At 58.6% G+C, this 25554-nt stretch carries 32 protein-coding genes; 10 read left to right on the top strand and 22 right to left on the bottom strand.

Translation table 11 applies throughout. From position 1 onward, the window contains the following. Positions 1-33 precede the first annotated feature (33 nt). From xrtE to PJL69_RS10955, 3 genes are all read right to left on the bottom strand, one after another. Positions 34-1629 carry an exosortase E/protease, VPEID-CTERM system gene (xrtE, locus tag PJL69_RS10965; RefSeq protein ID WP_271309679.1) on the bottom strand — a complete coding sequence of 532 codons (1596 nt, stop codon included), beginning with the start codon at positions 1627-1629 and terminating at the stop codon, positions 34-36. A gap of 6 nt (positions 1630-1635) precedes the next feature. Then, positions 1636-2445 carry a division plane positioning ATPase MipZ gene (locus tag PJL69_RS10960; protein ID WP_271309678.1) on the bottom strand — a complete coding sequence of 270 codons (810 nt, stop codon included), beginning with the start codon at positions 2443-2445 and terminating at the stop codon, positions 1636-1638. A gap of 105 nt (positions 2446-2550) precedes the next feature. Then, a complete protein-coding gene (locus PJL69_RS10955; RefSeq protein ID WP_271309677.1) occupies positions 2551-3099 on the bottom strand; it encodes a pseudouridine synthase in 549 nt (182 codons plus the stop codon). Positions 3100-3197: 98 nt separating this feature from the next. On the opposite strand from PJL69_RS10955, the gene PJL69_RS10950 reads away from it, so the two are divergent. The 6 genes from PJL69_RS10950 to yghX all read left to right on the top strand — a co-directional run bounded on the left by PJL69_RS10950 (position 3198) and on the right by yghX (position 9395). Next, positions 3198-4340: a trans-sulfuration enzyme family protein gene (locus PJL69_RS10950; RefSeq protein ID WP_271309676.1), complete on the top strand. Its 1143-nt coding sequence runs from the start codon at positions 3198-3200 to the stop codon at positions 4338-4340. A gap of 200 nt (positions 4341-4540) precedes the next feature. Further along, positions 4541-5029 (top strand): hypothetical protein, encoded by a 489-nt coding sequence (locus tag PJL69_RS10945; RefSeq protein ID WP_271309675.1) that lies wholly within the window; start codon positions 4541-4543, stop codon positions 5027-5029. Between the two features lie 83 nt (positions 5030-5112). Further along, a complete protein-coding gene (locus tag PJL69_RS10940) occupies positions 5113-5529 on the top strand; it encodes a VOC family protein (RefSeq protein WP_271309674.1) in 417 nt (138 codons plus the stop codon). A 73-nt stretch (positions 5530-5602) separates the two neighbouring features. Next, a complete protein-coding gene (locus tag PJL69_RS10935) occupies positions 5603-6823 on the top strand; it encodes an MFS transporter (RefSeq protein WP_271309673.1) in 1221 nt (406 codons plus the stop codon). Positions 6824-6986: 163 nt separating this feature from the next. Next, on the top strand, positions 6987-8387 hold the full coding sequence (locus PJL69_RS10930; protein ID WP_271309672.1) for a DUF3179 domain-containing (seleno)protein: 1401 nt from the start codon (positions 6987-6989) through the stop codon (positions 8385-8387). 120 nt (positions 8388-8507) lie between these two features. Next, positions 8508-9395, top strand: coding sequence for a YghX family hydrolase (gene yghX, locus PJL69_RS10925; protein ID WP_271309671.1), 888 nt, complete (start codon positions 8508-8510; stop codon positions 9393-9395). A gap of 93 nt (positions 9396-9488) precedes the next feature. Here the strand turns inward: yghX and queF are convergent, their stop codons facing one another. From queF to rplS, 6 genes are all read right to left on the bottom strand, one after another. Further along, entirely contained in the window at positions 9489-9953 is a 465-nt protein-coding gene (queF, locus tag PJL69_RS10920) for a preQ(1) synthase (protein ID WP_209064104.1), read from the bottom strand. A gap of 41 nt (positions 9954-9994) precedes the next feature. Then, the gene (gene queE, locus PJL69_RS10915) at positions 9995-10702 is read right to left on the bottom strand and encodes a 7-carboxy-7-deazaguanine synthase QueE (protein WP_271309670.1); all 708 of its coding nucleotides are present in this window, start codon (positions 10700-10702) and stop codon (positions 9995-9997) included. Next, positions 10699-11052, bottom strand: a complete 354-nt coding sequence (gene queD / locus PJL69_RS10910) for a 6-carboxytetrahydropterin synthase QueD (protein ID WP_271309669.1) — start codon at positions 11050-11052, stop codon at positions 10699-10701. Before queD ends, queE begins: the two co-directional genes overlap by 4 nt. Beyond that, entirely contained in the window at positions 11052-11756 is a 705-nt protein-coding gene (gene queC / locus PJL69_RS10905; RefSeq protein ID WP_271309668.1) for a 7-cyano-7-deazaguanine synthase QueC, read from the bottom strand. The genes queD and queC overlap by 1 nt, the downstream gene beginning before the upstream one ends. Before the next feature lie 177 nt (positions 11757-11933). After that, positions 11934-12155: a 50S ribosomal protein L31 gene (gene rpmE, locus PJL69_RS10900; protein ID WP_058239645.1), complete on the bottom strand. Its 222-nt coding sequence runs from the start codon at positions 12153-12155 to the stop codon at positions 11934-11936. An 11-nt stretch (positions 12156-12166) separates the two neighbouring features. After that, a complete protein-coding gene (gene rplS, locus PJL69_RS10895; protein ID WP_209064113.1) occupies positions 12167-12541 on the bottom strand; it encodes a 50S ribosomal protein L19 in 375 nt (124 codons plus the stop codon). A 397-nt stretch (positions 12542-12938) separates the two neighbouring features. On the opposite strand from rplS, the gene PJL69_RS10890 reads away from it, so the two are divergent. Both PJL69_RS10890 and PJL69_RS10885 read left to right on the top strand, forming a co-directional pair. Further along, positions 12939-13772 (top strand): glycoside hydrolase family 25 protein, encoded by an 834-nt coding sequence (locus PJL69_RS10890; protein WP_441347476.1) that lies wholly within the window; start codon positions 12939-12941, stop codon positions 13770-13772. A 115-nt stretch (positions 13773-13887) separates the two neighbouring features. Beyond that, entirely contained in the window at positions 13888-14982 is a 1095-nt protein-coding gene (locus PJL69_RS10885; protein ID WP_271309667.1) for a peptidoglycan-binding domain-containing protein, read from the top strand. Between the two features lie 107 nt (positions 14983-15089). Here the strand turns inward: PJL69_RS10885 and PJL69_RS10880 are convergent, their stop codons facing one another. The 4 genes from PJL69_RS10880 to rimM all read right to left on the bottom strand — a co-directional run bounded on the left by PJL69_RS10880 (position 15090) and on the right by rimM (position 17908). Continuing rightward, the gene (locus tag PJL69_RS10880) at positions 15090-16037 is read right to left on the bottom strand and encodes an alpha/beta hydrolase (RefSeq protein WP_271309666.1); all 948 of its coding nucleotides are present in this window, start codon (positions 16035-16037) and stop codon (positions 15090-15092) included. A gap of 109 nt (positions 16038-16146) precedes the next feature. After that, on the bottom strand, positions 16147-16479 hold the full coding sequence (locus PJL69_RS10875; RefSeq protein ID WP_209099013.1) for a YegP family protein: 333 nt from the start codon (positions 16477-16479) through the stop codon (positions 16147-16149). 107 nt (positions 16480-16586) lie between these two features. Then, complete coding sequence (gene trmD, locus PJL69_RS10870) at positions 16587-17390, bottom strand: tRNA (guanosine(37)-N1)-methyltransferase TrmD (RefSeq protein ID WP_271309665.1); 804 nt, start codon at positions 17388-17390, stop codon at positions 16587-16589. After that, positions 17390-17908 carry a ribosome maturation factor RimM gene (rimM, locus tag PJL69_RS10865; protein WP_271309664.1) on the bottom strand — a complete coding sequence of 173 codons (519 nt, stop codon included), beginning with the start codon at positions 17906-17908 and terminating at the stop codon, positions 17390-17392. Before rimM ends, trmD begins: the two co-directional genes overlap by 1 nt. 204 nt (positions 17909-18112) lie before the next feature. Here rimM and PJL69_RS10860 point away from each other — a divergent pair, with 204 nt between their 5' ends. After that, on the top strand, positions 18113-18901 hold the full coding sequence (locus PJL69_RS10860) for a metallophosphoesterase (RefSeq protein ID WP_271309663.1): 789 nt from the start codon (positions 18113-18115) through the stop codon (positions 18899-18901). A gap of 97 nt (positions 18902-18998) precedes the next feature. Here PJL69_RS10860 and bluB read toward each other — a convergent pair whose 3' ends face one another. The 8 genes from bluB to ffh form a co-directional block, all read right to left on the bottom strand. After that, positions 18999-19628 carry a 5,6-dimethylbenzimidazole synthase gene (gene bluB, locus PJL69_RS10855; RefSeq protein ID WP_271309662.1) on the bottom strand — a complete coding sequence of 210 codons (630 nt, stop codon included), beginning with the start codon at positions 19626-19628 and terminating at the stop codon, positions 18999-19001. A gap of 17 nt (positions 19629-19645) precedes the next feature. Further along, positions 19646-20011, bottom strand: coding sequence for a 30S ribosomal protein S16 (gene rpsP, locus PJL69_RS10850; protein ID WP_271309661.1), 366 nt, complete (start codon positions 20009-20011; stop codon positions 19646-19648). Between the two features lie 104 nt (positions 20012-20115). Continuing rightward, a complete protein-coding gene (locus tag PJL69_RS10845; RefSeq protein ID WP_209099159.1) occupies positions 20116-20424 on the bottom strand; it encodes a chorismate mutase in 309 nt (102 codons plus the stop codon). Positions 20425-20428: 4 nt separating this feature from the next. Further along, positions 20429-21034: a GNAT family N-acetyltransferase gene (locus PJL69_RS10840; RefSeq protein WP_271309660.1), complete on the bottom strand. Its 606-nt coding sequence runs from the start codon at positions 21032-21034 to the stop codon at positions 20429-20431. After that, positions 21034-21579 carry a GNAT family N-acetyltransferase gene (locus PJL69_RS10835; RefSeq protein WP_271309659.1) on the bottom strand — a complete coding sequence of 182 codons (546 nt, stop codon included), beginning with the start codon at positions 21577-21579 and terminating at the stop codon, positions 21034-21036. The genes PJL69_RS10840 and PJL69_RS10835 overlap by 1 nt, the downstream gene beginning before the upstream one ends. Next, positions 21579-22091, bottom strand: coding sequence for a GNAT family N-acetyltransferase (locus tag PJL69_RS10830; protein WP_271309658.1), 513 nt, complete (start codon positions 22089-22091; stop codon positions 21579-21581). The genes PJL69_RS10835 and PJL69_RS10830 overlap by 1 nt, the downstream gene beginning before the upstream one ends. Positions 22092-22107: 16 nt before the next feature. Further along, on the bottom strand, positions 22108-22455 hold the full coding sequence (locus tag PJL69_RS10825) for a hypothetical protein (RefSeq protein WP_271309657.1): 348 nt from the start codon (positions 22453-22455) through the stop codon (positions 22108-22110). Positions 22456-22478: 23 nt separating this feature from the next. After that, positions 22479-24005: a signal recognition particle protein gene (gene ffh, locus PJL69_RS10820; RefSeq protein WP_271309656.1), complete on the bottom strand. Its 1527-nt coding sequence runs from the start codon at positions 24003-24005 to the stop codon at positions 22479-22481. 274 nt (positions 24006-24279) lie between these two features. Here ffh and PJL69_RS10815 point away from each other — a divergent pair, with 274 nt between their 5' ends. Next, a complete protein-coding gene (locus PJL69_RS10815) occupies positions 24280-24816 on the top strand; it encodes a prolyl-tRNA synthetase associated domain-containing protein (RefSeq protein WP_271309655.1) in 537 nt (178 codons plus the stop codon). A 76-nt stretch (positions 24817-24892) separates the two neighbouring features. Here PJL69_RS10815 and PJL69_RS10810 read toward each other — a convergent pair whose 3' ends face one another. Continuing rightward, complete coding sequence (locus PJL69_RS10810; RefSeq protein ID WP_271309654.1) at positions 24893-25438, bottom strand: FMN-dependent NADH-azoreductase; 546 nt, start codon at positions 25436-25438, stop codon at positions 24893-24895. Positions 25439-25554 lie beyond the last annotated feature (116 nt).

Genomic DNA, 25554 nt, shown 5'->3' with positions numbered 1-25554 from the left:
TATTTGGTTTTTAAATCTTTTGTAGGTGGGCGTTCAAATGAGCGCCCATTTTTCTGTGAGCAGCGCCATGATGGCAATCAGCGCATTGGCGATCATATGCGCTGCGATTGGATCTGCCAGTCGTTTGCGTTGCAGATAAAGACAGCCGAATGCAATGCCGGCCAAAGTGCCTGCGAGAATGCGGTCATGCAGCAGGCCAAAGAGGATGCTTGAGACGGTGACGGCGATCACCGTCCAAATCAAGCCATCGCGATTGAGGCGACGCAATATATAGCCCCGGAAAAACAGCTCTTCGATCAGAGGCACTAGGAGAATTGTGCCGATGAGGCGCAGGGCGATCCAAAGAGCGTCCGGCGCGGGTGTGTTGGAGGTGGCAGACGCAACTGGAGCTGTGACAATCCACAGAACGCCGATGGCACAGCCTGTCGCAATCGCGGTTTTGGAGGGCAGCGCACACCAGCCGCGCAGCGCAGGCAGAAAATACAGCAAGGCGGCAGCCATGAGGGCGGTGCGCAGCGGGTAGCCCTCTGCTGGGGTGGGCCAGAAGGCTGAGACAATCACGCCAGAGAGCATCATCACAATGAAGGGGATGATTTGTGCCGAAAGCGGATCGGCGCGCAGGGCGGTGCTTGGTTTGCGCGGGCGTGCCGTGCGATGTAGCCAGCGGGCCTGATGTGCGACCACCACCACACCAAGGGCGAGGGCGGTGAACATGAGCCAGCCCGCATAGGAGTGAAATCCATTGAGAGCATGTTCAGGAGAGATGCGCGCGCCAATGATGATCAACACTGAGATGCGCAAAATGTTGAACAGCCAGCTGGTGAATACGGCCAGAGGATATAGGATCAGCCAGAAGCGTTTTTGGCGCAGATCCGGGCGCATCAGCAGGGCATAGAACCCCATGAAAATCGTGATCAGGGCGATGCCTTCGACGCCGGAGCACTGGCTGGCGATTTGGACGAAGAAGTCTTCGATGCCGATCACATAGGTAGGTGGATCGACGCTGACCTGAAAGCCAAACAGGACAAGCGTGAGAAACACCAGAAAGAAGGTGAGGCTGCTGAGGGTCGACCATTCCCAAACGGGACGGATCAGATTGGCGAGATCAGGCACCAAGAAACCCAACAGCAGGGCAAAGGGCAGCAGGTAGCTGTCGCTGCGCATCCAGCTGCGCCAGCTTTGCAAGGGCGTCACCCAGAAAAGCCCACCCAGGATGGTGAACAGGCTGCCCAGCCCCATAAATAGCAAGGTTGGCAGGAAAGATCTGTTGATTTCATCGACGCCAAAGAGCGCGAGCGGCGCAAAAATCAGGGCAAGACCCGCAAAATGCACCCAGATCCAAGGTGCGTTGCCCGGCGTGTCGCCTGTTGTCTTGGTGAGCGACCGATAGGCGTCAGGGCGCAGCCAGAAGTAAATGGCCATCACTGTGAGGATGGACAGACCGCGCGCGGTCATGGAGCGGACGGCGCGGCAAGCGGCTTCCACTTCGGTCAGGCGGCACTCGATGGAGGCCATGACCTGATAGGCGATGATGACCAGCAGCAGCTCTGCCACAGCCAGAGCAATCATTGCTGTGAGGCGGGCTGGGCGTGATGGCCCGGGGGACGATGCGAGATCCGGGCCAGTCATGCGTATTTAGAAGTCTATGGAGACGCCAGGCAGGTTGAGCGCCTTGATCAGGTCGCGCAGCTCCTGGCGGGCGGCGACATTTGAGATGTTGAGTTGTTTCACCCCGATGTCGCGCAGATCCAGCAGTGTCAGACCGCGCGGGAACAGCTCGCGGAAGACCACACGTTCGTTAAATCCGGGCGCGACGCGGAAGCCGATGCGTTTGGCCAGACGATCCAGCGCCTTGCCCATCTTTTCTTTGTTCACCATCTGCTGGGCCCCCATGCGGTTGCGCATGACGATCCAGTCGATGGGTTTCAGCCCGGCCTGTGCGCGCAGTTGCCGCGCGTTCCAGACCATTTCGGAATAGACGGAAGGGCCGAGAATTTTCTCTGCGTCTTCGTTCACTTTCGCCAGCAGATCAAAGTCGACAAAACTGTCGTTGAGCGGTGTGACAAGCGTGTCCGCGAGGGAGTGCGCCACCTGACTGAGGCGGGTGTGAGAGCCGGGGCAGTCGATCAGGATAAAGTCGTTGTCTGCCTCCAGCATCGAAACCGCTGCGGAGAGACGCTGATCATAGATGTTTTCGCCTTCCTGAAGCGTCTCTGGATCAATCTCGGGCAGCTCGTGGTAGGTTGGGCCCGGAAGCGTGAGCCCTGCTTTTTCGCAGTAGCGCTGGCGATTGGCGGCGTAGCTGCCAAAGCTTTTCTGGCGCAGGTCGAGATCAAGCGCGCCCACACGGTGACCCATACGCGCCAGCGCGGTTGCGATGTGCATCGACAAGGTGGATTTGCCCGCGCCGCCCTTTTCGTTTCCGACAACGATGATATGTGCCATTCCGCTTGTCCCTGCTCGAAGTTTCAGTGCCGCGGCTCTTACGGTGCGGCCTTGTTAGTGTCTACTATATGTTGTGATTTTCCACAGGAAAAGTGCGTAGCATTGTTATGCATCGCGCCATTTTCCTGTTTCCAGCCCATTGAGTGACCACGCGCCGATCTGTGCGCGGATCAGGCGCAGGGTGGGGTGGCCGACAGAGGCGGTCATGCGGCGGACCTGACGGTTACGCCCTTCGCGGATTGTCAGCGCGATCCAGCAATCGGGCACGGATTTGCGAAAGCGCACCGGAGGCGTGCGGGGCCAGAGATTGGCGGGCGCATCAATGCGTTGCGCCTGTGCCGGGCGGGTGAGGCCGTCTTTCAGCTCCACCCCTTTGCGCAGCGCTTGGAGCGCGGCTTCATCTGGCTCGCCCTCCACCTGGACCCAATAGGTTTTCGCGATTTTATGGCGTGGGTTGCTGATCTTTGCCTGCAGCTTGCCGTCATCGGTCAGCACCATCAGCCACTCGCTGTCACGATCCAGCCGTCCGGCGGCATAGACTTTGGGCACGTCAATGAAATCAGAGAGTGTGCGCCGGGGGCTGCCCTCGGTTCCCTTGTCGGTGAATTGGGAGAGCACATCGTAGGGTTTGTTGAATAAGATCACGCGGGTCATGACCTCTCCTACACGGGCGGTGCTTGGGGTTGCAAGTTCGCTTGGCCTGCGGTTTTGTGCGCCGCAAGATGAAAGGCCGCAGTGCGAGGGGAAAGATCATGGATTTCAAAGATATACAGCCAGAGACGGTGCTCGCGCAGGCCGGTGGGGCGATTGATATGCAGAGCGGTGGCGTGGTGCCACCCATTCAGCCCGCGACGACCTATGCGCGCGATGAAGACTATAAGCTGCTCAATGAAAACAACCTGTACAGTCGTCCGCACAATGATGTGGTGCGTCAGGCCGAGGGGGTTCTGGCGCAGCTTGAGGGTGGGTCCGAAGCGTTGCTGTTCCCATCGGGCATGGCTGCGATTGCGGCGCTGTTTCGCACGGTGCCAACCGGGGGGCGGGTTGTGGTGCAATCGGGCATTTACTGGGGCGCAACCAAGTGGATCCGTGAGTTCTGTGCCCGCCGCCAGATAGAGATTGCTGAGGTAGATGCCAGTGACGCCGCTGCGTTGCAGGCGGCCTGCGCGGCGGGACCTGCGCATTTGGTTTGGGTGGAGACACCTTCTAACCCTTGGCTGAAAGTTGTGGATATTGCGGCGGCAAAGGCGGGGGCGGCCAGCTGTGGCGCGCTCTTGGCGGTGGACAGCACGGCGGCGTCGCCGCTTTTGTCAAAACCTTTGGAATTTGGCGCAGATGTTGTGATGCATTCCACCACCAAAGTGATCAACGGCCATTCCGATGTTTTGGGCGGGGTGCTTGTGACGAAGGATGTCACCCCGGTCTGGGAGGAGATTGCCAATGATCGGGCCAGCGCGGGGGCGGTGATGGGGCCGTTTGAAGCCTGGCTTTTGCTGCGCGGCATGCGCACGCTTTCTGTGCGGGTTGAACGCATGGCCGAGAATGCGCTGAAGGTGGCGCGCTTTCTGGAAGATCATCCGAAGGTGGATGCGGTGTTGTTTCCGGGGCTGGAAAGCCATGCGCATTATGCGCTGGCGCAGACGCAGATGCCGGGTGGCGCTGGCTTTCTGATGTCCTTCCTTGTGAAAGGGGACAAAGCGACGGCGTTGCAGGTGGCGGGCAAGCTGAAGCTGTTTCATCGCGCCACTTCGCTGGGCGGGGTGGAAAGCCTCGTGGAGCATCGACACACGATTGAATCCCACACCGGGATTCCGGAAACTTTGCTGCGCATTTCCGTCGGTATTGAAAGTGCCGAGGATCTGATTGCGGATCTGGGGCAAGCGTTGGGTCAGTGAGGTCGCAATGAGAAACGCGCGGTAGCGGGGTGACGTTTGGGGGCGCGGCTGCGCCCCTTTTTATTTGCGCAAGTGATTTAAGTTTTGGTCACGACTTCTATGCGTAGCTGCCGTTCAGGAAACGGTTTCTTAATATGTCACAATGACTGTGGGCGCGGAACCTCCTGGGTTGAGTCCCCGGACAGCAGCGGAACAGAATCTTGAAGAAACGCATCAGCAACCCGGATGACATCACCCCGGCCTATGAAGATCAGGGGTTGTTTAAGAAACCCAGTACCGAGCTGGTGATCAATCTGATTCCGAAGTTTGGCAAAAACACCCGTCACGATGTGATTATCAAGGGGTTGATGGAGAACGGTGTCGAGGTCGATGTGATCTTCGCCGGGCGGCGCAAACATCAGGCCGCAGAGCTGGTCACGCTGATGAAACGCAAGTGGGAAGAAGCCAACTACAGTGTTGTCAAAGGCAGCCCGCCCCCGAAACGCAAAAGCGTGCGCGTGCCAACACGTGTGCAAGGCAGCTGGCGCACGCGGGTGATTGATGACGAACAAAATCTATATTGCGTTGAACATCAGCTTCTGGTGGCGCGCTGGGCGTATCACGGCTCCGGTGGCGAATTTTGCAGTTTTGGTGAACCGCCTTATGTGCAGCAGCGCTTCAAAGAGTTTCTGGAGAAATCCCGCGAGTGAAGGCGGTGTATCCGCTATGGGTTGATTCCGCTCCCTGATGGCGGCTCTATGGGGGCAGACCATAGCCTTGGGAGCGCCGCAGAATGAAACTCGAATTCCACCACATCAATTTTGTCTCTCATGATGTGGATCGGCTCCATGATTTTTACACACGCGTCTTGGGCCTTGCGGATATTCCGCAAGAGGAGTTTCCGCGCACGGAGGCGGATGAGAACACCGGCTATGATGGCAAAATCCGGTTTGCCACAGATGGCGACATGCAGATGCACCTCGCGGAGCGGCGGTTGGATGTGGCCTTTGTGAATGGGCAGGTGATCAACCCCGTGGATCGCGGCCACATTGCCTTTCGCACCGATGATATCGAGGCCTTTCTGAAGATTTTGGAAGACAACGACGTGCCGTATTCAGACTATGGCACGGCTTTTGCCAAGCAGTGGCATCAGGTGTTTTTCCTCGATCCTGAAGGCAATGTGATTGAGGTGCATCAGCAGGTTGCGTGATCGATCTGAATGAAGGTTCAGTTTCTGCGATCTGGCACTATACAGCGCGCAGATGTGCAACTAGCGTGGCGCCATGACGGACCATCCCATTCTTGACAGCCGCTATAGCTGGATACGCCTTGCCATCACCCTGTTGATTGGCGTTTTCGCAAATGTTGGCATGTGGGCCGTGATCGTGGTGATGCCTTCTGTGCAGGCGGAGTTCGGTGTCGACCGGGCGGATGCGTCGATGCCCTATGTGCTGACGATGGTGGGCTTTGCGATTGGCAATTTTGCGATTGGTAAGGCGGTGGATCGTTGGGGGGTGACGCGCGCGCTGATTGGGGCGGCCATTCTCAGCGCGGTGAGCTATGGGCTGGCGGCGATGAGTGGCTCTGTCTGGATGCTGTCGCTTGTGCATTTCTTTCTTGGGTTTGGCACGGCGGTGGGCTTTGGCCCGCTGATTGCGGATGTGTCGCTGTGGTTTCAGCGGCGGCGCGGGATCGCTGTGGCGGTCGCGGCGAGTGGGAATTACCTGTCGGGTGCACTTTGGCCTGTGTTGCTGTCAGGCGTGCTGAGCGATCATGGCTGGCGTGCGGTTTTTCTGGTGCTGGCAGCACTGACGTTGGTGGCCGTGGTGCCCTTGGCGCTGTTATTGCGCCCAAGGGTGCCGACGGACGCGTTGCTTGCGCAGGAGAATGCCGCCGTGGCGCGGCAAGCGGGGGCACCGATGAAACCAGCGCCCTTGATGTGGGTTCTGGGGCTTGCTGGGATTGGCTGCTGTGTAGCGATGAGCATGCCGCAGGTGCACATTGTGAGCTTCTGCGTGGATCTGGGCTATGGCTCGGAGGTGGGGGCAGAAATGCTCTCGCTGATGCTGCTTGGCGGTGTGGTTTCGCGTTTGGTGAGCGGGCTTGTGGCGGACCGGCTTGGCGGGGTTTGGACGCTGTTGATCGGATCGGTTCTGCAGACTGCGGCGCTGTTTCTGTTCCTGCCGTTTGATGGGCTTGTCTCTCTTTACCTGATCAGCGCGGCGTTTGGCTTGGCACAAGGGGGCATTGTGCCTGCCTATGCGCTGGTGGTGCGGGAATACATGCCTGCGCGAGAAGCAGGCACGCGGGTTGGATTTGTGATGATGGCCACGATCATGGGCATGGCGCTGGGCGGTTGGATGTCTGGCTGGATCTATGACGTGAGCGGCAGCTATGAGCTGGCGTTTGTGAACGGCATCGCATGGAATGCGCTTAATATTGCGATCATGGGGCTGATCCTGTTTCGGGTGCGGCGCGGGCCGGAGGCGCTGACTGCCGCATAGCGGCTGTTTCGATCACCACAGCTTGATGCAAACGTGATTGGTCGTGGCGTTGATTTGCGACGAATGTGAACGGTGAGAGCACGCGCGCACAACCGCTGCGCTGTGCACATCGGGGTTTCACAGAGCATGGGGCGAACAAGGCCCGATGCAGGAAGGATCATTCATGGCGAAGCTGGGGTTTGAGATCTTTGGAGGTGTGCGTGACAGGTTGGTCGGCGCAGTTGCGCAGGGCGCGATGGCGCTAACCTTGCTGGGCGCGTTGGCCGCGCAGGGTGCAGACGCGTTGCCAGACCATGTGATCGCGGAGTTTGGCACGCCGCCAGCCATTCCCGAAGGACCGCTGTCTGAAGATGTGCAAGAGGCGGTCAAAGTGGCCTTTGTCGACAGCATGGCCCAAGGTGGCTGGGGGCGGGATCAGACAATTGCGTTGGGCGAAATCACCGCGTCTGGAGACCCGCGGCTGGTGTGGATCATCAGCGATCTGATGCGCTTTGCCACGGGGCCAGAGTTCACTTCAGAGTTGGGAGGGGCGGCGGGCACATTGCTGGGCAAGGAGCTGCCAAACCACAATCACTGGGGCATTGTGACGGATCACCTGATTGCGTGGGATATTCCTGAGCCGCCAGACTATCTGGAAGCGAAGCGCGCGATTTTCACGGGCATCATTCCCGGCTGGGACCGCATTTTTGTTGAAGGGGATATCGACTGGCGGCATGTGTCCTGGGGGGGCGTACTGATTGATGATCGCCCTTTTGACACCACGGATGATCCCTGCAACTGCATCCCGGCTGCGGACAATCCTGAGGTGAGCAGCGCCGAGGAGGCGACCTGGCTGGCGGATGATGCTGTCGTGTTTGGGGTGGAAGTGAACGGGGAATACCGGGCCTATCCGCGCCGCATCATGGAGGTGCGTGAGATGGTGAATGACACATTGGGCGGGCGTGATCTGGGCATACCTTATTGCACGCTGTGCGGTGCGGCACAGGCGTATTTCACCGATCAGATGCCGCTGGGCGTGAAACGCCCTGTGCTGCGGACATCGGGGCTGCTCATTCGCTCCAACAAAGTGATGTATGACATCACCAGTGGCTCGGTGTTTGACACGTTTCTGGGCAAGGCTGTCACCGGCCCGCTGGCCAAACGTGGTATTCAACTGGAGCAAGCGAGTGTGGTGACAACAACCTGGGGCGCGTGGAAAGCCGCGCATCCAGAGACCACGGTGCTGGTGGAAGCGTTGGCGCTGGGCCGAGATTTTGATTTCCGCAATGGGCGCGATGCCGATGGGCCGATCTTCCCGGTTGGGGATGTGGATCCACGTCTGCCTGTGCATGAGGACATCATCGGGATTGTAACGGCGTCGGGCACGCCGGTGGCCTTCCAGCGCAGCGCAGCCTTTGTGGCGCTGAACGCAGGCAAAGAGGTCGCGGTGGAAAACGTGCGCCTGGCGCTGGATGCGGGCGGGATCAAGGCGGTGGATGCGCAGGGGGCTGATCTGGGCAGCCATCAGGCATTCTGGTTTGCCTGGTCACAGTTCCACCCTGACACAGAGCTGTGGAACGGCTGAATTCAAGGGCGGCAGGGGGGCTTCCTCTGCCGCTGCTGCGCAGAAATCTCTGCATGTGGTACACTTGCGCGTAAGGTGACTTGGGTACTGTTTTGACGTGTATTTGGGAGGGATGTTGCGATGACACGCATGACCGCAAAGGACTTTGATCAGGAACTTCTGGATCTTTATGATTTTTATGCCCACGGCAAAATCACCAAACGGGAGTTTCTGGACCGGGCCGGAAAATTTGCGGTTGGCACTGTGACCGCCGCGGCGCTGCTGACTATGCTCAGCCCGAATTATGCCATTGCGCAGCAGGTGTCTTTCAATGATCCGGATATCCATGCGGATTATATCATGTATCCCTCCCCAAACGGGACAGGCGATGTGCGCGGCTATCTGGTGCGCCCGTCCGGCGTGGAGGGGCCGCTGCCTGCGGTGTTGGTGATCCATGAGAACCGGGGGCTGAACCCCTATATCGAGGATGTGGCGCGGCGGCTAGCCAAGGCGGGCTTTATGGCGCTGGCGCCGGATGGGCTGACCTCGGTTGGCGGCTATCCGGGCAATGATGCGGATGGGCGAGAACTGCAGCGGACCGTGGACCGGGCCGAGCTGATGAATGACTTTTTTGCCGGGTTTGAGCATCTTCTGGGACGCGAGGACAGCACCGGCAAAGTGGGCGCAGTGGGCTTTTGCTATGGCGGCGGCGTGGTGAGCGCGATTGCGGTGGCCTATCCGGAACTGGCGGCGGGTGTGCCGTTTTACGGGCGTCAGCCTGCGGCGGAGGATGTGGCGAAAATTCAGGCACCGCTGCTGGTTCAGATGGGTGAACTTGATGAGCGCATCAATGCGGGGTGGCCAGCTTTTGAAGAGGCGCTGCAAGCCAATGACAAGGTCTATGAAGCCTATATTTATGAAGGTGCAAACCACGGCTTTCACAACGACAGCACACCCCGATATGACGAGGCTCAGGCCAAGCTGGCCTGGGAGCGCACGGTGGCGTGGTTTGGGACTTATCTAAGCTGACCCGAGCGCGGTTTCGACCGGCGGTTTGCGCGGTTCGAAGGATGGGCGCATCGGCCTGCACAGGATGCAGATGGCCGATGCGCTGCGTTTTTCTTAGCCACGCCCGCGGTAGGGGGGCACGCCCTGATCGGGGATCCAGACGCCTTCGGGCATGGCGCCAGTTTGCCAGAACACATCAATTGGGATGCCGCCGCGTGGATACCAGTAGCCGCCGATGCGCAGCCATTGTGGCTCTAGGAAATCGGCCAGACGGCGGGCGATGGAGACGGTGCAATCCTCGTGAAACGCACCGTGGTTGCGGAAGGAACCGAGGAAAAGCTTTAGGGATTTGCTTTCCACCAGCCATTTGCCGGGCACATAGTCGATCACCAGATGGGCAAAATCCGGCTGGCCGGTCATTGGGCAGAGGGAGGTGAATTCCGGTGCGGTGAAGCGCACGTTGTAGGCCACATCGGCCTGTGGGTTTTCCACACGCTCCAGTTCCGCCTCTTCGGGGCTTGTTGGCATAACCGTTGCGCCACCGAGTTGTTTTAGGTTGCTGTAGATGTCTTCGCTCATCTTTGTTCTCCAACTATGGGCCAGGGGCCCGAGGGGCGTTTTTAGACGCCGCGTTTGTTGCCCCAGACCATGACATGCAACTGTGGCAGCACGCGCGGTGCGAACCAGCCAGCAGCCACCACTTTGTCGATCAGCCATTCCAGCCGGGCGGTGGTTTCGGTGAGATCGACAGGTTTGTCAGGATCCACCATCAGATTGCCCGGTTGCAGATAGAGGGGCAGATCGGGAAAGCGGGCATGGGCGGCCTGTGCCCACGCAAAATCCGCATCATCAAAGATCACGATCTTCATGACGCTTTCCGGGCCATTCCCGGCAGCCTCAAGGCAGCGCTCAAAAGCAGACCAGTCCACCTCTTCGCCGCTGGAGGGCGGCTTTGGGCTGAGGACCAGCGTATCAAGAGCGGCAAACCAAGGTTTGGCGATTGATCCCTGCGTTTCGCAGGCGAAGGAGTAGCCCTCAGATTTGCCCAGTGCGATCAGCGGGGCAAAGTCATGAATGGCCGGGTTGCCGCCGGACAAAGACACGGTGAGCGGGCGGTCGCCTGACAGGGCACGCACTTCCGTCATTACGGCTTCTGCGTCCATGGGGAGCCAGTCGTGCCGGTGCGCGCTGTCCACGGCATGCAGACTGTCACACCAGCTGCAGCGATAGTCACATCCGCCAGTGCGCACAAAGACCGTGGGGGCGCCAATGAGCACGCCCTCACCTTGAATGGTGGGGCCAAAAATCTCGGCTACGCGCAGGGTCATGGGCGATACTCGGCCCATGTTTTGGGGGTTTCAGAGACTTTCACCATGCTGACTTCGTCCCAGCGGGATTTGCACCAGTCATAGAAATGTTTGGCGAGGTTTTCTGCCGTGGAGGGGACGTTGAGCAGATCGTTGAGGTGGCGATGATCGAAGTGGTCGTCGATGTAGGATTTGAGCGGTTTGAGCTCGTGATAATCCCGCACAAAGCCGTCTGAGTTCAGGTCTGCGCCGGCGAGTTCAACCACGACGATGTAGTTGTGGCCATGCAGGCGTGCGCATTGGTGATCGGCTGGCAGATGGGCGAGCTGGTGGGAGGCTGAGAAGTGAAACTCTTTGGAGATGCGAAACATCAGCTTGCCTCCCGCTCTGCTACGGCAGTGCGCCAGAAATCCGGATCTGCGTAGGTGGTTGGATCGGAGATGCCTGCGAGGTCAAAAGCTTCGCGCCGCTCCACACAGGTGCCGCAGCGGCCGCAGTGATGCGTGCCGCCTTTGTAGCAGGACCATGTCAGCGCGAAAGGCGTGTTGGCGGCGGCGCCATCGGTGACGATGTCCGCTTTGCTGCGGTGGACAAACGGCGTGTGCAGGCGCACGTCGGCATAGCCCTCCTGCGCGGCCTGTTGCATGGCGTCAAAGGCCTCGGTGAAGCCCGGGCGGCAGTCAGGATAGATGAAGTGATCCCCGCCGTGCACAGCGGTGGCCACACGGCTGTCGCCATTGGCCGCAGCGATACCATAGGCGATGGTCAGCATGATGGCGTTGCGGTTGGGCACCACGGTGATGCGCATGGTTTCTTCGGCATAATGCCCATCTGGTACGTCCACATCCGCTTCGGTCAGGGCAGAGCCGGTGAGGGCTGCGCCAACCGCGCGCAAGTCGATGATGTGATGGGGCACGCCGAGGCGGTCTGCGCAGGCTGCGGCGGAGTCGAGCTCTTTGCGGTGGCGCTGGCCATAGTCAAAAGACACGAGTCGGGAGAGATTGCCTTCGGCGGCTACGATGTGAGCCAAAGACACGGAGTCCAGTCCGCCAGAGCAGACAACAGTTGTATTCATTTTTGTAACCCTTGTTTTGATGTACCGGGTAGGCTGCGACCGGTGCGCGCGGCTTTTAGAGCGGCGTGCGGGCAAAAGCAAGGGGGCGATGTTCACAGCCTTGTGGGGCAGGCTGTTGCCCAACAAAAAACGCCGCCCCGAGGGAGACGGCGTTTTCTGAAACGTTGGTTGCTAAGCTTAGAAGCCCAGACCTTCGTATTTCTTTTTGAATTTGGACACGCGGCCACCGGCATCCATAAGACGGGTGGAGCCACCGTTCCATGCTGGGTGCACGGATGGGTCTACGTCCAGCGCCATGGTGTCGCCTTCTTTGCCCCAGGTGGAACGCATCTTGATGATGGTGCCGTCGGTCATTTTCACGTCGATGAAGTGGTAATCGGGATGGGTATCTTTTTTCATGAGACCACTCCTTACGCTTTTTTGGGCTTGTAGTTGGTGTCTTCTGCGATACGTGCGGATTTACCGCGACGGGCGCGCAGATAGTACAGTTTGGCGCGACGTACACGACCACGACGCACAACAGTGATGCTGTCGATGTTGGTGGAGTACAGTGGGAACACACGTTCCACGCCTTCGCCAAAGGAAATCTTGCGAACAGTGAACGAGCCAGCGATGCCGGAGCCGTTTTTGCGGCTGATGCATACGCCTTCGTAGTTCTGCACACGGGTGCGCGAACCTTCGGTCACTTTAAAGCCAACACGGATGGTGTCACCGGCTTTGAAATCGGGGATCTCTTTCCCCAGCGCAGCAATCTGCTCCGCTTCGAGCTGTGCGATCAGATCCATTGGATCATCTCCTATAATGCTTGTGGTTATATCCACAAAGGTTTGATGCACCTCAGAACTCTTGGTCTTCTTCCGGGTCCGCCATTCGCACAGCGCCCGCCAGAGGGTCAGGTCGTCTTTTCTTGTCTTTTGCGCCGTGTTTGTTGCCAAAGCCGAAGAAAGCAAAGGGTTGCACAATGCACAGCACGCCCAAACGACTCAGTTAAGAGTCGTGGACGGGCGGTTCTTAGGGGATATTGTGCTTTGGCGCAAGGGGAGAACGTGGCTGTTTATGTCTCTGGTGGCCTTGCTGCAAAGGCCAATTGCGGGTGTGTGCCGATAGATCAGGACGTTTTGTCATCGCGCTTGTGTGCGGTGGTGAAGCTGGGGTTAAGTGTTTGCATAAATGCGGTGAGGCATGAGTGGTGAGACAGTGATGCGTTTGTGTGGGGTTTTGGTATTGGCCGCTGTTCTGCTGGGCTGTGCACGCGCGCCTTATGAAGCGTCTGACCCCATTCGTGCGCGTGTGTCGTCAGATGGTGCGGCTGTGTCAGTCGAGGCCGCCCGCCTGAGGGTTTTCCCCCGGTTTGGTGACGCAGATCCCGTGGATTGGGACAGGCGCCCGCCACAGCGGCATCCGGTGCATGGCATTGATGTGTCGCGATGGCAGCAGAGCGTGGACTGGCGCGCGGCGCAGCGTGCGGGCGTGAGCTTTGCGTTTCTGAAGGCGACAGAAGGTGGTGATGTCGCGGATCCGATGTTTGACACGCACCGGCGCGGTGCGCAGGCGGCTGGTGTGCCCTGGGGGGCCTACCATTATTATTATTTCTGCCGCTCAGCAGAAAGTCAGGCGCGTTGGTTCATCCGCAATGTCCCACGTGGCGCGCCATTGCCGCATGTGCTGGATATGGAGTGGACGCCGCATTCCAAGACCTGCCGGCTGCGGCCCAATGGGCGCACGGTGCGCAGCGAGGCGCGCAAGTTTCTGGATATGCTAGAGGCGCATTATGGGCGCCGGCCTATCGTCTATACCACCGTGGATTTTCACCGTGACACTGGGATCGGCGCTTTGGCAGGGACGGAATTCTGGTTGCGCTCTGTCGCTGCGCATCCGCAGAAGACCTACCCCGGTGCGCGCTGGACGTTCTGGCAATACAGCGGCACGGGGCTCGTGCCGGGTATTGAAGGCGAAGTGGATCTGAACGTGTTCCGAGGCAGCCCGGAGGCCTGGGTGCGATGGAAGACGCCGTGACATGCAACTTTGAGATGTCGGCTGACCGTTTGTGAGGCGCGCTATACTTTGGCGTAGCTGATCGGGGCAGCGTTTCGCGGTTTCCTGAGGGTATCCCACAACTCAGGAGGCGACGATGGTTCGTTCAACACTGTTTGCACTCTCTTTTTCTGCATTGGCTGCTTTTTCCGTATCTGAGGCTTACGCTTCGGCCACGGGAGGGCTTTCAAACAAGGAGCGGTATGCGCAGGCGGAGGCCCTGCGGCTTGGCACAGGTGCGTCGCAGGACAGCGCAAGCGCATTTGCGCTGATGTCTGATCTGGCAAGAGACGGCGACAGCCGGGCGCAGGCACGACTGGCATACTATTACTTGAAAGGTATCGGCGTTGATGCGGATCCTGCTGCGGCGGCGGTATGGTATGAGGCTGCAATTGACGCGGGGCGCGACAGTGCGCGTACAAGCTACGCCAAGTTGCTCGCTGCGCAGGGCGCTGGAGACGCGGCGCTTGCGCAGTTGGATAAGGCTTCTGAGGCGGGGCTGGAGAAGGCGCAGGTGCTGCGTGCAACATACCACTACCAGGGCAAGTTCGGCAGCGCCTCTGATGCCGATTTCGGTCAAGCGCAACTGACAGATTTTGCCACGTCTGGCAACATGGCCGCTATGCAGGTGGTTTTGGCGGCGATGCAGAAAGGGGCGTCGTTTGATGTGGATGCCGACCTCATGACGGCGCAGATGCTCGCCTTTGCGCGAGAGGATCAGGCCAAGTCAGGCGGCAAAGCGGCAGAAGCGCTCTTGCGCCTCTGGCGAGAGCAGACCGACGCGCAGTCGATCGCATTGCGGACAGAGTTGGTTGCACATCCGAGTTTGCGCATGCGCGCCAAGGCGGAGGAAGGTCTGTTGCTGGCTCATGCGACACATGACCCCCGCGCGTTTCGAGGCGCCGCAGAAGAGATCATCGCGCAGACATCGGGCGCAGATTTCAATCGCGCCGTCTATGTGGTGTCTCGGCTCGACAAAAATGCCTATGTGCATGTGCTTCAGGAAGAGTTGAAGCGGCGTGGATATGCGGTGGGGCCGACCACCGGGATTTTCAACACACGGACAATGTGGGCTGTGGTGGAGTTTTGCCAAGACACCGGCATTCAGGCGGAGTGCCGTCTTGGCCCACTGCGCGCCAAAGTCATCAAGGTCATCGTTGGGGAACTGGCCGAGATGACCCCGGGCGCGTAACTCCCTGTTCTCTCCCAGGGAGGGTGTGGTCTGTGCTGTGGGATGCACAGGCCACACTTTTTGCTGCTTTTTGGTTTGCTTAGGCCTTGCGCGCCGATTGTAGGCGCTCAGTCCTGGGGGTTCAGGAAGTCGACAATCGTTGGCACGAGATCTTCATGCAGTGGCAGTTCCGGATTGGTGTAGGTGGCAAAAGGATTGCCAGCGACGTCTTGTTTCAGGATATGGGTTCCGCCTGACAAATCGACGCGCGTTGCCGTTGGCAATGCCTCTGTCAGCAGGTCCGCGTCGTGCGGTTGCACTTGAATGTCGCGGTCTCCCTGTAGCACGAGCGCTGGGCCGGACCAGTTGTGCGCGAGTGCGAGCGGGTCATGCGAGAACAGATCCATCATGTATCTTTGAAGGCTCGGGTTGAAGAGGCCATGCAAGGCAGGAGGGATGTCAGACAGCGGTCTGGATTGACCCTGTTCCAGATCGGTAACGATTGCTTTGGCATCTTCTAGAATGGCGCCATTGGCGGGATTGCGCTCCATCTGCTCTATCAGAAGCTCTCCAATGGGGCGCCCAGCTGCCGCCATGAGGATCACACCACACAGTCCCTCGGGTGCGGATTGGGCGGCATAAAGCGCAACCAGCCCGCCTTCTGAGTGGCCCGCCAGCCAGACGCAGGTGGCTTCTTGGTGCGCGCGGCCAACCCATTTGACCATGTCTTCTGCATAGGCTGCGATGGTCACGTCGTTTGGATCTGCAATGGCCTTTTCGCTGCCAAAGAAGCCACGCTTGTCCACGCGCAGGGCAGCAATGCCTTCTGCCGCCAGCGCTTCGGTGATTTGTTTGTAAAGATTGGTTTTTGATTGGAACGCAGGCATGTTGCCATCGCGGTCGATTGGGCCGGATCCCGGTATCACGACGATGATATTGTCGGCACTGTCGACAGTGATCAACTCGCCTTCAAGAGGGCCATCGGGGCCGGGAATTGAAATGGTCTCTGCCCAACCCGTACTGGTTAGGGCGAAAAGGGCGGCAGTGTTCAGGAAAAGGGCGCGAAGAAACGTCATGGCCAGTCCGTCGTAGTCCTTGAACAAAGCATGCTCTGTTCAAGGAGGTGTCTGTTCTGGCTGGCGTGGCAAAGCCTTGCGCGCTTTTGAAGGTTTGCTTCTGGCCGATTTACTCGACTTCTACAACTGCAGCATCGGGTGCGTTGCGCATGACGCTGTCGATGCCGTTGTCGCGGCCGGAGGCGCTTGTGTAGCTTTGAGAGGTGCCGATCACCTGACCGTTGCTGGCCTTGAGGTTGAACATGAATTTTCCCGCAGCGGTTTCTTTGCGCTCATAACGCGCATCGTCGCCTGCGTTTTTCTTGACGCTTTCAATGCCGTTTTCGCAGCTGGCTTTTTGTTTATAACCTTCGGAGGCGAGAATGTTTTCGCCGTTGCCGGCTTTCAGGCGGAAGCGAAATTCACCGGACTTGTCGGTGTAGAGCTCAAATTTGGCGGCCATATCATTGGTCCCTGTATGAAATTTCTATACGGGGAGCAAAACACGGCGAAGGGTATTTGCGCAAGGTATTGCTACCCTCACCAGACGACGCGGCAGGTTTTGTGCCCTCACTTCTTTTGTTGCTCAAAAGCGGCCCACATATCCGGGCGGCGCTCCTTGGTGATCTGCTCTGCCATCTCGCGGCGCCATTTTTCTACATTGCCGTGGTGGCCCGACATCAGAACATCCGGGATGGTGCGGCCTTTCCAGTCGGCAGGGCGGGTGTATTGTGGATGTTCGAGAAGGCCGTTGGAGTGGCTTTCTTCTTCAATGCTTTCGGCATTGCCCAGCACAGAGGGCAGCAGTCGCACGGTGGCGTCAATCATCGCCTGCGCGGCGATTTCGCCGCCGGTCAGGACAAAATCGCCAAGGCTGACTTCCATGATATTGTAGTGATCGAGCACCCGCTGATCCACACCCTCAAAGCGGCCACAAAGCATGGTGACGCCATCGGCCTCAGACCAGGCGCGGGCCATGCGTTGATCAAAGCGGCGACCACGTGGGGAGAGATAGACCAGCGGCCAGTTGCCGCGCGCGCCGTGCATTGTGTGTTCAATGGCGTTGCCAAGCACATCGGGGCGCAGCACCATGCCCGCACCACCGCCGGCTGGGGTGTCATCCACGTTGCGGTGTTTGGTCAGGCCAAAATCGCGCAGATTGGTGGTTTCAATCTGCCATTTGCCGTCTTTGAGGGCCTTTCCAGTCAGGCTTTCGCCCAGAACGCCGGGGAAGGCATCGGGAAAGAGGGTGATGATACGCGCAGTCCAGACCCCTGCGAGGCGGGGATTATGGGTGATCAGCTCACGCGGCTTGAGCGAAGCGGAAATCGACAGGCGGCCGTGGGACTTTGGCTTCTTGGTGTTGTCATTCATCAGTCAATCAGCCCCTCAGGCGGGTCGGCGATGATGCGACCGGAGGCGATATCGACGGTGGGCACCGCCGCCATCGTGAAAGGCAGGAGCACAGTTTCCGAATGGCCCGGGCGCTGTATCTCCAGCAGATCGGCGGAACCGTGGTTGACCACGGTTTTCACGGTGCCAAGCACAGCGCCGCCGGTGTCGCGCACCTCAAGGCCAACCAGATCGGTGTAGTAATATTCATCCTCATCGGTTTCCGGCAGCCGGTCACGTGGGACAAAGAGTTTCACGCCTTTGAGGGCGTCGGCCTGTTCCTTGTTGGCAATGCCCGAAAGCCGCGCCGCCAGCCCGTTTTTGATCGGGCGGGTGATGGTGATGGTAAACTCAAACGCGCCGTCCTCTGTCAGCAATGGCGCGTAGTCTTCGAGAGCCTCAGCCTCGGCGGTGAAACTCTTGAGGCGGACTTCGCCGCGCACACCGTAAGCGCCGCCAATGGCGCCAACGCAGATCAGATCAGAAGGGGTGTCGCTCATGGCGTGGCCTTTGCTTTGCTTGGCGTTTGTTTTCCATGATTGTGACGCGGGACGCAAGGGAGGGGGCAGTTGGAAGGTGAGCCTGTATGTTGTGGAAGATGCCCCGTGCCACCGGACGGCATCAATGTCGTGCAGCGTGGGGGCTTTCTCGTTAGCTTGCTCTCAGTGAGAAACTTTCGTCTGACCAATCTCGGAGGAGTAAGATTGACTAAGATCATCTGGATGTCTGATCCGCATTTTCAAAGTACGGGTACAATTGACGGCTTGGATCCCCGCATGCGACTGGCCGCTGCCATTTCTCATGCAAACACCCACCATGCGGATGCTGATTTTGCCATATTGTCAGGAGACTTGGTTGGAGACGATGTTGAAGAGGACTATGCTGCGTTGGCGGAGTACCTCTCTCGGTCGGACTTACAAATCTATCCGATGATGGGGAACAACGACGCGAGAGAAGGATTCCGCTCGCATCTTTTTTTGCCTGAAAGCGTAGCGACGGATTTCATCCAGTTCACCCTCGAAACCGAAGACGGGACAATCGTGTGTCTGGATACGCATAAAATCGGGTCGCACGCGGGTGAGTTTTGTCTCGCGCGCCAAAACTGGTTGGAAGCTGTTCTTAGAGCCAAGGCTGGCAAGCCGGTGTATCTATTTATGCATCATCCGCCGATGGCTCTTGGCTTGCCCAGTCAGGATGAAATCATGCTGGAGGATGATGAAGGGTTTTGGGAGCTCATCGGTCGCCATTCAAATGTGAAACACCTTTTTATGGGCCATGTGCATCGGCCAGTGTGCGGCACAATGCGAGGGATCTCATTCGCGACTCTTGGGGCGCTGTCCTTTCAAGCGCCTGCACCGCGCCCTTCTTGGAGTTGGGAAAGTTTCACCCCACCAAAAGAAGCCCCTCAATATGGCGTGCTGGAGATAACTGCTGGGAATGTCACGTTACAATATACGCAGTTTTGTGAGTATTCCCTCGGGGTGAGCGATTGACCCTGCCAAAGAAATCCGCCGCAAGCGCAATCAAACAGGGATTTCTTGGCTGAGGATGAAAATGTAGCCTGAGTATCGAAGGTAAGGCATCTCAAAATCAGCGTGTCTGTATCGACAAAGACGTGTCGCGGTCTTCCCAGCCGGCTTTCGCGAGTTCTGGGGTGTCAGACAGCTCTTCGGGCCAGCCGACGCAGAGATAGGCCACCAGAGACCAGTCGGAAGGCGCATCAAGATCGCGGTTGAGTTGTTCGGGGTCGAGGATAGACACCCAGCCAACGCCCAGCCCATAAGTGCGGGCGATCAGCCAGAATTGGGTGATTGCACCCACAACGGAATAGCGGCGCATTTCGGGCATGGTTTGCGCGCCAAGGCCCTGACCTTTGTCGGTGCCGTCGTCGCAATAGATCGCCAGCTGGACAGGCGATTCCTTCATGCCGGAGAGTTTGAGACTTGCATAGAGCGCCGCCCGGTCACCGCTGTAGCCTGCGAGGGCCTCAGCATTGGCGGCTTGGTAATTTTTGAGCGCGGCGGCGCGCGCTTCAGGGCTTTTGACATGCAGCACACGCCAAGGCTCTGACAGCCCCACGGAAGGGGCCAGTAAAAACGTGTCGAGGCACGCCTGAAGGAGTGCCTCGTCCACTGGATCGGTGCGGAAGCGGCGCACATCGCGCCGCCACTGCATGAGCCGTGTCAGATCGTCCCGGAACTCTGATGTGAATTCGGTCATTCCGGGGCTGGTCCGTCTTACTCTTCTGCGGCTGCTTCAGCAGCTTCAGCTGCCTTTGCGGCTTTTTCTTCTGCGCGGTCTTTGGCTTTCTTGCCTGGTTCCGCTTTTTTCGGGTTGTTGCGCTCTGTTTTTGCCAGAGTGCCTGCTGCTTCGAGGAAGCGTGCCACACGGTCAGATGGCTGTGCGCCCTGGTCCAGCCAGTACTGAACGCGCTCCATGTCGAGCTTTACGCGCTCTTCGCTGTCTTTTGGCAGCAGTGGATTGTAGGTGCCGAGCTTCTCGATGAAGCGGCCGTCACGTGGCATGCGGGAGTCCGCTGCAACAACGCGGTAGAAAGGGCGCTTTTTGGAACCGCCGCGGGCGAGACGAATTTTCATAGCCATGGGTGTATCTCCTATAATGGCGTTTGCACTTGCGTGCATATTTGGGTGCACCGTTTTGGTGCGGGTTGGGTCGAAGGACAGATGAGTGCCTGCCCAACGGTTTGTTATTCCTGATGTTTCTTGTGGTGCTGAATGACCTCAGCGATGATGAAATTCAGGAAATTCTTGGCGAACTCGGGATCCAGATCGGCCCGCTTCGCAAGATCTTCAAGACGTGCGATCTGTTTCGCTTCGCGAGCCGGATCGGACGGTGGAAGGTCGTGGGTGGCTTTCAGTTTGCCAACCGCCTGTGTGTGTTTGAACCGCTCGCCCAGCGTATAGACGAGGATCGCATCAAGCCGGTCGATGCTTTCGCGATGCTCTTTGAGCACCTCGGCCGCGCGTGCGGCAGCGTCAGTCGCAGTGTTGGTCACTGTGTCAGTCAAGGGCGTGGCCTTTCGGTTTGAACATCGGATCGGCATAGTGGCTGATTTCCATCTCGATCGCGTCGGCAATCTGAGAGGAGCGCAGGGTGTCTGGGCTGGGGTGGCGATAGACCACATCATGACCATCCACGGAGGCCGCAGATTTGTCTTTCACCGCGCCGAGCCGCTCGGCCAGCCTGATGCTGTCGAGATTTTTGGGGTCGATGTAGCTGACCGCGCCGTCCCAGCCGAGCTCATCATAAAAGTAGCGCCGCGCGGCATGGGTGGCCTCCAGCGCATAGCCATGGCCAGCTTTTTCAGGCCAGATGATCCATGCGAGTTCCTGCTCTGGCCATTTGGCCGGGAACCAGCCGCCGGCCATGCCGAGGGTTTCATCGGTTGCACGATCGTGGATCATCCACATGCCATAGCCACGAATGTTCCAGTGGCCGATTTCAGCGGCGTAGAGCATCCATGTTTCATAGGCATTGAGCGGCCCGCCCATGAAGCGGGAGCGGTAGGAGGCAAAGGTGGCCTTGAAGTTCGGGTAATCTTCAGGCTCCGGCCCGCGCAGAATCAGACGTTTGGTTTCCAGAACGGGGATGGTTTGCATCGACATCAGGCGTAGGCCTCCATACCACCGTTGACCAGATCAGCGGGGGCCGGATGGCGCCAGATCTCGATCTGCCCATATTCTGGATCTTCAAAGTGCTTTTCAAAGCGCGCGCCAAGGCGTTTGGCGACAGCTTTGGAGGCGTCGTTTTTCGGGTCGATTTGCGAAATCGCTGTGTCCCAGCCCAGAACGTCATAGGCGTAGCTGCGCGCGGCCATCGCGGCCTCTGTTGCGTAACCTTTGCCGGTGGCGTTGTTCATCAGCGTCCAGCCGATTTCACGCTCCATCCAGCCGTCGGGGAACCAAAGGCCCGCGCGGCCCACGTAAACGCCCGTGGCTTTTTCCTCAAGCGCCCAGAACCCAAAGCCGCGCAGCGCCCAATGGCCCATCATCATCGCAACGGTGCGCCATGCGCGGTGCGGGGGCAGTGGCCCGCCAACAAATTGCGAGGAGTCGCTGGCAAAGAATGCTTTTTCCGCGTCAATATCGCTCTCGCGATGGGCGCGCAGGATCAGGCGCTCGGTTTCAAGCTGAGGGACTTCGTAACGCATCAGAGGCGGGCCTCCGGTGTGTGACGATAGACCAGATCACCTTCGCTTGGTCGCAGGGCCGCGTCATCTCGTTTGGCACCAAGACGTTGTGCCAAGCGAATGGACGGGGCGTTTGGCGGATCAATATAGCTTACCAGCGTGGTCATGCCTTTGGTGTCAAAGGCCCAGTCACGTGCTGCTGTGGCGGCCTCAAAAGCGTAGCCTTTGCCCTGGGCTTCCGGGAAGAAACACCAGCCAATTTCGGTTTCGGGAAAGCGTGGCGGCTTGTTGATGCCGACCTGACCGATCAGGGCGCCGGTTTCTGTTAGCTCAACGGCCCAGCTGCCAAACCCCAGCCATTGCCAGCTTGTGATTTCAGCACCGAGCCACGCCCAGAGTTTGTCTTTGGAGACAGGCCCGTCCATATACTGCGCCCAGTCCGTTGCGAAATGCGCGGCCATCGGCTCGAAATCATCGAGCACGTGATGGCGCAGCGTCAGGCGCTGAGTGGATATGGCGGGCGCAAAGGTCATGTGAGTTGATTTGGGCTTATACCGGTGGGCACTCGTTCAGTTCGAAGATCAGGCTGGTGCTGACGCCAGATTGGAGTTTCTGGATGTCGTGGTCGAGCGGCAGCACTTCGCGACAGCCAGTCTGGCGGCGCAGTTCGGAATCAGCCAGTGCGGAGAGTTTGCCAAAGCCGATGGTGTTGCCGGTTTCGGTGAAGTTCACCTCTGCCTCATGGGCGCGGGCGGTCACGGTGGTTGGGATCCCGTTGAGCACGGTGCGATAGTCACCGCGCACTGCGCCGTCAGGCGCTGTGTCGAGATCGACGGTGATCACGTCACCACAAGCAGCGAGCGCTGCGAAGAGCGCGAGAGGGAGGAAGGTCTTCACGGTCAGCGTCCTTGATCCTTGCATCATTTCTTTTTGCCAAAGCCGGACAGGCCGGAGGGCAGACCCATGCCGCCGCCAAGGCCTGGCAGACCTCCGGGCAGGCCGCCTTTGCCGCCCATGGCTTTTGCCGCAGCTTCCAGCGCTTTTGGGTCCATCTGCGACGGGTCCATGCCAGCCATGTCTGGTGCGCCTTTACCGCCCATCATGCCTTTCATGGCTTGCTTGAGCATGCCGCCTTTGCCCATTTTCCCCATTTTTTTCATCATGTCAGACATCTGGCGCTGCATCTTGAGCAGCTTGTTGAGGTCAGAAACCTCCATACCGGAGCCTTTGGCGATCCGCTTTTTGCGTGAGGCCTGAAGGAGCTGCGGGTTGGCGCGTTCCATTTTGGTCATGGATTGGATCATGGCGATCTGGCGCTTGATCATGCGGTCGTCAAAGCCTGCGTCCTGCACCTGTTTGGCCATTTTGCCCATGCCGGGAAGCATGCCCATCATGCCTTCCATGCCGCCCATTTTTTGCATCTGCTCGAGCTGCATCTTCAGGTCGTTCATGTTGAAGCGACCCTTCTGGAAGCGCTTCATCATGCGTTCGGCCTGTTCGGCCTCAATGGTTTCCTGCGCCTTTTCAACAAGGGCAACGATGTCGCCCATGCCCAGAATGCGGCCTGCGATCCGGTCTGGCTCGAAGGTTTCCAGCGCGTCCATCTTTTCGCCGAGGCCAACGTATTTGATGGGTTTGCCGGTCACGGCGCGCATCGACAGTGCTGCACCGCCACGGCCGTCACCGTCCATACGGGTCAGAACCACGCCGGAGATGCCGATTTTGCCGTCAAACTCTTCGGCCACTTCCACAGCCACCTGACCGGTGAGGCCGTCAACAACGAGGAGGGTCTCGCGCGGGTTCACCACATCGCGCACATCCTCGACCTCTTTCATCAGGGTCTCGTCGATCTGCAAGCGGCCTGCGGTGTCGAGCATGTAAACGTCATAACCGCCGAGCGTCGCCTGCTGTTTGGCGCGTTTGGCGATCTGAACAGCGCTTTCGCCCTGTACAATCGGCAGCGTGTCCACGCCGATCTGTGTGCCAAGCACGGCGAGCTGTTGCATCGCGGCGGGGCGGTAGATGTCGAGCGAGGCCATCAGCACGCGCTTGCCGTCTTTTTCGGTCAGGCGTTTGGCAAGCTTACCGGTGGTGGTGGTTTTACCGGAGCCCTGCAGACCCACCATTAGGATCGGGGCAGGCGGGTTGTCCACTTTCAGGGCGCCGAGATCTTCGCCATCGTTGCCTGCGAGCACGTTTTTCAGCTCGTCATGAACGATTTTCACAACCTGCTGGCCCGGTGTCACGGACTTGGTGACGGCTTGTCCGGTGGCTTTTTCCTGGACTGCTTTGACAAAGTCACGGGCGACGGGCAGCGAGACGTCGGCTTCAAGCAGGGCCACGCGCACTTCGCGTAGGGCGGTTTTGACGTCGTCCTCGGAAAGCGCACCTTGTTTGGTGAGGCGATCAAAGACACCAGAGAGGCGTTCGCTTAAATTTTCAAACATCGCTACCGGCTCCTTTTCACCGTTTCATATCTGGCCCGAACATATGTGCGAACCGCCCAAACGCCAATGTCCCCCGTGGGCGAAACTCGCTGACGGGGGGCGATCCCGGCACATAGGCCTAGGGACCGGAAGTTTGACGGACTCCCGGAATTGCTGCGCGTTTACGCCTGTGGGGGCGTTGAGTCAACAGGCGTTGCCGTATTTGGGCTTTCACTGGCTGGGTTCCTGCGGCATTCCTGCACGGACGAAGTTGGCGGGGATAGAGGAGACAGCCATGGACGCATCATCAGAGTTTCAGGATAGCCTGCCTGTGAGTTCCGACGCGCTTTTGGCCAAGCTGGATGAATGGGGGCTGGCTTACACATTGCATGCGCATGTGCCGCTGCGCACGGTGGAAGACGCAAAATCGGTAGAGGCGGCCATGATGGTGGAAGGTGAGTGCGCTTTTCGCATCAAGAACCTGTATTTGCGTGACAAGAAGAAGCGGAACTATCTTGTGACACTGGAGCAGGATCGCGAGATTGATTTGAAGGCGTTGGGCGCGAAGCTTGGTGTTGGGAACCTGTCGTTTGGCGCGGCAGATCGGTTGCTTGAAAATCTTGGCGTCCGGCCCGGCGCGGTGACGCCGTTGGCGATGATCAATGGGGCTGCGAAAGGCGTTCGGTTCTTTATCGATGCAGACGTCAAAAACGCAGATCGAATCTACATGCACCCATTGGTCAATGATCGTACGCTGGCGATGGATGTGGCAGACCTTTGGACATATTTTGAGCGTCTTGAAGTGACCCCAGAGGTGATGAAGCTGGGGTAGGGGGAGCTTTGACGCTGCAAATTTGCCACTGCAAGAATGGCGACACTCCTGTCTGGTGTCGCCATTTGCTTGTGGCTTACGCGGCCTTTGGGGCCACTTCGATACCGTCTTTGTTCAAGATTGTGACGTCGGTGATGCCGACGAAACCGAGCACAAACCGCAGGTAGTGCGAGGCAAAGTCGATATCTGAGCCGATTTCCGTGCCGCCGGAGGCGAAGGTGATGATGGCTTTTTTGCCCTCAAGCAGGCCTTTGGGGCCTTCTTCCGTGTAGGCAAAAGTGACACCGGCGCGGGCGATTTGGTCAATCCAGGCTTTGAGTTTGGCGGGGATCGAGAAGTTGTAGATGGCGACGCCAATCACCAGCGTGTCAGCTTCCTGAAGTTCTGCGACCAGCGCATCAGATGTGGCGAGCGCGGCGTTTTGCGCTTCGGTGCGTGCTTCTGGTGGGGTGAAAGTGGCTTGGGTGAAGGCTTCGTCCAGAAATGGCAGATCTGTCAGTGCCAGATCGCGGCGGATGACTTTGGTGGCGTTTTGGTTTGCAACCAGTTTTGCTGAAGCCTGCCGGGAGAGGGAGTCGGAAAAGCGGGCGGAGCTGTCGATGTGCAATACAGTATTGGTCATTGAGGGTTCCTCTTTGCGTGCTGTCTGTCTTGTTTGCTAGATTTGGTTATTGCGGCTGTGCACGCAATCGCAGATATTGCGCATGAATTGTTTGAATATGCACATTAGGCGGCGCA

Source organism: Shimia sp. MMG029 (genome assembly GCF_027947445.1).
Taxonomy (GTDB): domain Bacteria; phylum Pseudomonadota; class Alphaproteobacteria; order Rhodobacterales; family Rhodobacteraceae; genus Shimia.
This window is presented reverse-complemented; position numbering and strand designations above follow the sequence as displayed.

Excerpts from the sequence above, each read along its gene's own strand:
- xrtE (WP_271309679.1), bottom strand. The coding sequence starts at position 1,629 with ATGACTGGCCCGGATCTCGCATCGTCCCCCGGGCCATCACGCCCAGCC.
- PJL69_RS10960 (WP_271309678.1), bottom strand. The coding sequence starts at position 2,445 with ATGGCACATATCATCGTTGTCGGAAACGAAAAGGGCGGCGCGGGCAAA.
- PJL69_RS10955 (WP_271309677.1), bottom strand. The coding sequence starts at position 3,099 with ATGACCCGCGTGATCTTATTCAACAAACCCTACGATGTGCTCTCCCAA.
- PJL69_RS10950 (WP_271309676.1), top strand. The coding sequence starts at position 3,198 with ATGGATTTCAAAGATATACAGCCAGAGACGGTGCTCGCGCAGGCCGGT.
- PJL69_RS10940 (WP_271309674.1), top strand. The coding sequence starts at position 5,113 with ATGAAACTCGAATTCCACCACATCAATTTTGTCTCTCATGATGTGGAT.
- PJL69_RS10935 (WP_271309673.1), top strand. The coding sequence starts at position 5,603 with ATGACGGACCATCCCATTCTTGACAGCCGCTATAGCTGGATACGCCTT.
- PJL69_RS10930 (WP_271309672.1), top strand. The coding sequence starts at position 6,987 with ATGGCGAAGCTGGGGTTTGAGATCTTTGGAGGTGTGCGTGACAGGTTG.
- yghX (WP_271309671.1), top strand. The coding sequence starts at position 8,508 with ATGACACGCATGACCGCAAAGGACTTTGATCAGGAACTTCTGGATCTT.
- queF (WP_209064104.1), bottom strand. The coding sequence starts at position 9,953 with ATGAGCGAAGACATCTACAGCAACCTAAAACAACTCGGTGGCGCAACG.
- queE (WP_271309670.1), bottom strand. The coding sequence starts at position 10,702 with ATGACCCTGCGCGTAGCCGAGATTTTTGGCCCCACCATTCAAGGTGAG.
- queD (WP_271309669.1), bottom strand. The coding sequence starts at position 11,052 with ATGTTTCGCATCTCCAAAGAGTTTCACTTCTCAGCCTCCCACCAGCTC.
- queC (WP_271309668.1), bottom strand. The coding sequence starts at position 11,756 with ATGAATACAACTGTTGTCTGCTCTGGCGGACTGGACTCCGTGTCTTTG.
- rpmE (WP_058239645.1), bottom strand. The coding sequence starts at position 12,155 with ATGAAAAAAGATACCCATCCCGATTACCACTTCATCGACGTGAAAATG.
- rplS (WP_209064113.1), bottom strand. The coding sequence starts at position 12,541 with ATGGATCTGATCGCACAGCTCGAAGCGGAGCAGATTGCTGCGCTGGGG.
- PJL69_RS10890 (WP_441347476.1), top strand. The coding sequence starts at position 12,939 with ATGAGTGGTGAGACAGTGATGCGTTTGTGTGGGGTTTTGGTATTGGCC.
- PJL69_RS10885 (WP_271309667.1), top strand. The coding sequence starts at position 13,888 with ATGGTTCGTTCAACACTGTTTGCACTCTCTTTTTCTGCATTGGCTGCT.
- PJL69_RS10880 (WP_271309666.1), bottom strand. The coding sequence starts at position 16,037 with ATGACGTTTCTTCGCGCCCTTTTCCTGAACACTGCCGCCCTTTTCGCC.
- PJL69_RS10875 (WP_209099013.1), bottom strand. The coding sequence starts at position 16,479 with ATGGCCGCCAAATTTGAGCTCTACACCGACAAGTCCGGTGAATTTCGC.
- trmD (WP_271309665.1), bottom strand. The coding sequence starts at position 17,390 with ATGAATGACAACACCAAGAAGCCAAAGTCCCACGGCCGCCTGTCGATT.
- rimM (WP_271309664.1), bottom strand. The coding sequence starts at position 17,908 with ATGAGCGACACCCCTTCTGATCTGATCTGCGTTGGCGCCATTGGCGGC.
- bluB (WP_271309662.1), bottom strand. The coding sequence starts at position 19,628 with ATGACCGAATTCACATCAGAGTTCCGGGACGATCTGACACGGCTCATG.
- rpsP (WP_271309661.1), bottom strand. The coding sequence starts at position 20,011 with ATGGCTATGAAAATTCGTCTCGCCCGCGGCGGTTCCAAAAAGCGCCCT.
- PJL69_RS10840 (WP_271309660.1), bottom strand. The coding sequence starts at position 21,034 with ATGTCGATGCAAACCATCCCCGTTCTGGAAACCAAACGTCTGATTCTG.
- PJL69_RS10835 (WP_271309659.1), bottom strand. The coding sequence starts at position 21,579 with ATGCGTTACGAAGTCCCTCAGCTTGAAACCGAGCGCCTGATCCTGCGC.
- PJL69_RS10830 (WP_271309658.1), bottom strand. The coding sequence starts at position 22,091 with ATGACCTTTGCGCCCGCCATATCCACTCAGCGCCTGACGCTGCGCCAT.
- ffh (WP_271309656.1), bottom strand. The coding sequence starts at position 24,005 with ATGTTTGAAAATTTAAGCGAACGCCTCTCTGGTGTCTTTGATCGCCTC.
- PJL69_RS10815 (WP_271309655.1), top strand. The coding sequence starts at position 24,280 with ATGGACGCATCATCAGAGTTTCAGGATAGCCTGCCTGTGAGTTCCGAC.
- PJL69_RS10810 (WP_271309654.1), bottom strand. The coding sequence starts at position 25,438 with ATGACCAATACTGTATTGCACATCGACAGCTCCGCCCGCTTTTCCGAC.